The sequence below is a fragment of the Rhodothermales bacterium genome (assembly GCA_034439735.1).
Lineage (GTDB): Bacteria > Bacteroidota > Rhodothermia > Rhodothermales > JAHQVL01 > JAWKNW01.
In genome coordinates this window covers 1-3,687 of sequence record JAWXAX010000094.1, presented here as the reverse complement: position 1 = coordinate 3,687, position 3,687 = coordinate 1, and the positions used below count along the sequence as shown (strand labels likewise).

Here is a 3,687-nt window from a genome sequence, read left to right as displayed (position 1 = left end):
TAAAGGCGACCGCACGGGTGAGGGGATGTTGAACCATCGCGATGCCCATCGCGTGACCGGCGCCCTGGAGCATCGAAAAACTGCCGGCCGGCGCGCCGGAGCGCTCGATGGCCTGTTGGATCGCGTGCCCCAGCAACACGCTGGTGCCAGGATGGGCCGGATGCGCCTTGGCCACCACCGGGCACCCGGCGCCCAGAGCGGAGATCGTGTCCGTGCCGGCGACGCCGATCGCCAGTGGGAAATTACTTGCGCCAAAGACCGCGATCGGCCCGATCGGCATCAGCATGCTACGGACGTCCGGTTTCGGGAGGGGTTGACGTGAGGGGTCGCCTCGATCGATACGCGGCTGGGCCCACGAGCCCTCCTCGATTAAATCGGCAAACAGATGCGTCTGGTTGATGGTGCGGGTTCGCTCCCCCTGGAGCCGGGCCATCGGGAGCCCGGTTTCGGCATGAGCGCGATCCAAGAGCAGATCGCCCAGAGCCATGATCTCCTCGGCGATGGCGCGAAGGAGGGCGGCGCGTTGAGCCGGCGTGAGTGCACGCAGCGCCGGGAACGCGCCGTCGGCCAGATGGAGGGCGTGGTCGACTTCCTCCGGCAGCGCCTCGTGGAAGCCGGGCTCGAGCGGCTGCCCGGTAGCCGGGTTTATGGCGTAAAACAAGCGAGGGCTTTCAGCTTCCGGCACCCCTCCCAGCAGGTGCTTTCCGTGGATTTCCATGCGATAGACTGGCGTTCTTGGACAGGACGAATCGTGCGAAGGAACGCAATATCGAGTTTATTCCTGACGATCCCAAAAGCGTGCTCCCACGGGCAAATCGGGCCGATTCAGAACGAAGCCACGGTATTGATGAGCGTCCCGATGGGGTCGATCGTGATATGAACCGCATCGCCGTTCTGGAGGGTAAACGTGTCGGGCGGAACGATGCCCGTGCCGGTCATCAGGAAACAGCCGTCTGGGAAGCTGGCTTCGCGATAGAGGTATTCGACAAGCTGCGGAGGCGTTTTTCGCATCTGAGACAGCGCCGTATTTTCCTCGAACAGAAGCCGGCCCGCGCGGTAAATCTGGAGTCGGATGGCGGTCGTGCTGTCGAGCGGATCGGATGTGATGAAGATGCCCGGACCCAGGCCGGCGCACTGGTCGAATGTCTTGGCCTGGGGAAGATACAGAGGGTTCTCGCCTTCAATATCGCGGCAGCTCATGTCGTTGCCGATCGTGTAGCCGTTGATCTTGCCGCCCGGGCTGATCAACAGCGTGAGTTCGGGTTCGGGCACCATCCATCGGGAATCCTTGCGTAAGCGCAAGACGCCGGCATGCCCGACTACGCGATGCGCGGTGGCCTTCATGAACAGCTCTGGCCGATCGGCGTGGTAGACGCGGTCGTAAAAGCTGCTGCCCCCGGCCTCGCTCGCTTCCTCCATCCGCGCCGTCCGGCTTCGGAAATACGTGACGCCGGCGGCCCAAACCTCCTGCCGCCCGATCGGCGCGAGGATGTCGCGTAAGTCGCCCGGCTCGGTCGCCGGCGCGTCCGCGACGATGCGGTTAAGGAAGGCCGGAAGATCTTCGCGGCGAAGCAGTTCGTCCCAGCTCAGTTCCGAGACGTGGCGCCAACCGGTCGCATGATGCACGACGGCGCCGATGGGTGTTTTGTACAGCAGCATGAACGCAAGGATTAAGTGTTGCGCTCGAAGATAAGGCCGGGGGGAAGGAAAAAGGGGAAAGGAAAAAGGAAAACGAAAAACGAAAAACGTGGCCACGCATCGGATGCGTGCTCGTTCAACGCGTTAACGTGATCAGACGCCGAAGTTCACGTTGTCCACCATCAATTGCTGGACGCTGTTGAGGACGCCGCGCTGTTGGTCGCGTTCGAGGTTGCTGAGGAACGGGAGGAGAGCGCCGGAGTCTGCGATACGGGCGAGGTGCACGGATTCATGGACGACACGCACGGGGTGGTAGCGTTGCATGAGCCGGTCGAGGGGCAGGAACAGTTCGCGGACGTTCCCGGCGATATCGAAGTCGCGATCCTGGATGGCACGGTGCATTTTGCGGGCGAGGCGGGGGGCGACACAGACACAGCTCGATACGAACGTGCCCATCCCGAAGTCGCGCATATGGGTGATGGCGGCATACTCGCCGCTGCCGCTGATAAAGGTCAGCGGGTCGATGCGATCGGTGAGCCGAGTGAGGTACGGATCCTCGGCCGGCTCGTTGGTTCGGACCGAGTAGATGACGGCGGCGACAAGTCCATCTCGCACGAGGCGGTGGACATCCGCCACCTCCATCGCATCCGGCTGGTTGAGTTCGATGATGACCGGCTTGCCCAGTTCGTCGATGAGCCGGCGGATCCCCCGTTCGATCCCTTCCGAGTTGGCGGCGAAGTTTGCCGGCAGGAGCATAGCCGCCGGGAAACGGGTTTTCCGAAGCATGCGCGCCTGGGCGATCATCGTCCCAAACGCCGGCCCGATGGCCGGAAGCACCAATGTGTTGGCGGCAACAGTTTCCTCTAGAAACTCGAGAATGCTGGCATATTCGCCGAGTCCGACGTGGTAAAAATTGGCGTTGGCGCTATAAAGCAGCGTGCTCAAGCCGGCCTCTTCAAGGTACCGGATGATTTTGCGGTTCTCCTCGAAGTTGACCGACAGATCGGCCTTGCGGGCCAGCGGAGGCGCTGCAATTACGCTCGTTTTCAGCGTTGCCGGGGTAATTGGTCGTGTATTCACCGGTTCCTGCGATGTGCCGCGGAGACGCCCCGGCATGCTCAAGCCGGCGTCGTTCTGGCCGTTCCGAAATGAATTGAAACGAGATTGTTACGAAATGCTCATCCAATCGGCGTGCCATTGTGCGGCCGTCGCTGAATCGGTGTGATAGGAAAGACCGGGCGGGGCCCGCACCATAATACGGGATCAAATCCCTCTAAACGGCTCCCCCCCACCGCGACGGCGGCTTCCCGAAGCGCTGCTGGAACAGCCTGGCAAAATGCCTCGGGTCCCGGAATCCCACCCGGTACGCCACCTCGGACACGTTGCCGGCTTTTTGCTCCAGCAGCTGCCGCGCCCGCTCCAGCCGGCTCTCCTGGATGTACCCGTGCGCCGTCCCGCCCGTCAGCTCATGTATCCGGCGCTGCAGCTGGCGCCGGCCCAGACCCACCTCCTCGGCCAACTGCTCCACCCCGAACTGGCTCTCTCCCATCTGCGCCTCCACGACCGCGCGCACCTTCTCCAGCCACGCCGCGTCGGCCGATGTCACCGTGATCTGCGTCGGTTTCAGCACGACCTCCTGGCGGTACTGCTTCTTCAGCGACTGATTTCGGTGGATCAGGTTCTCCGTCCGCGCCAGCAGCTCCCGCGCGCTGAACGGTTTGTACAGGTAGTCGTCCGCGACGGCGGCGAGCCCTTCGATCTTGTCCTCCTCCGCCGCCTTCGCCGTCAGCAGCACCACCGGGATGTCCTGCGTCCGGCGATCCTTCCGAAGCGCCGCGCAGAGCCCGTAGCCGTCCAGCCTGGGCATCATCACGTCGCTGATCACCAGGTCGGGGATTTCTGTGAGCGCGAGCGCCAGGCCGGCCTCGCCGTCTTCGGCTTCGAGGATGTGGTAGGCCAGCAAGTGGCTCTTCAGGTAGGCGCGGACGTCGGCGTTGTCCTCGACGAGGAGGATGGTGGGGATGGGCTGTGCCGATGAGGCGTGCGCCG

The 3,687-nt window shown here is 63.3% G+C and carries 4 protein-coding genes; all 4 read right to left on the bottom strand.

All coding sequences use genetic code 11. The features are described 5' to 3' along the window. A partial coding sequence (locus tag SH809_07830) for an aldehyde dehydrogenase family protein (protein ID MDZ4699598.1) occupies positions 1 to 718 on the bottom strand: 718 nt, incomplete at its 3' end. Positions 719 to 825: 107 nt separating this feature from the next. Then, positions 826 to 1,659 carry a fumarylacetoacetate hydrolase family protein gene (locus SH809_07825; GenBank protein MDZ4699597.1) on the bottom strand — a complete coding sequence of 278 codons (834 nt, stop codon included), beginning with the start codon at positions 1,657 to 1,659 and terminating at the stop codon, positions 826 to 828. Positions 1,660 to 1,791: 132 nt separating this feature from the next. Then, entirely contained in the window at positions 1,792 to 2,718 is a 927-nt protein-coding gene (locus SH809_07820; protein MDZ4699596.1) for a dihydrodipicolinate synthase family protein, read from the bottom strand. A gap of 193 nt (positions 2,719 to 2,911) precedes the next feature. Then, a partial coding sequence (locus SH809_07815; protein MDZ4699595.1) for a response regulator occupies positions 2,912 to 3,687 on the bottom strand: 776 nt, incomplete at its 5' end.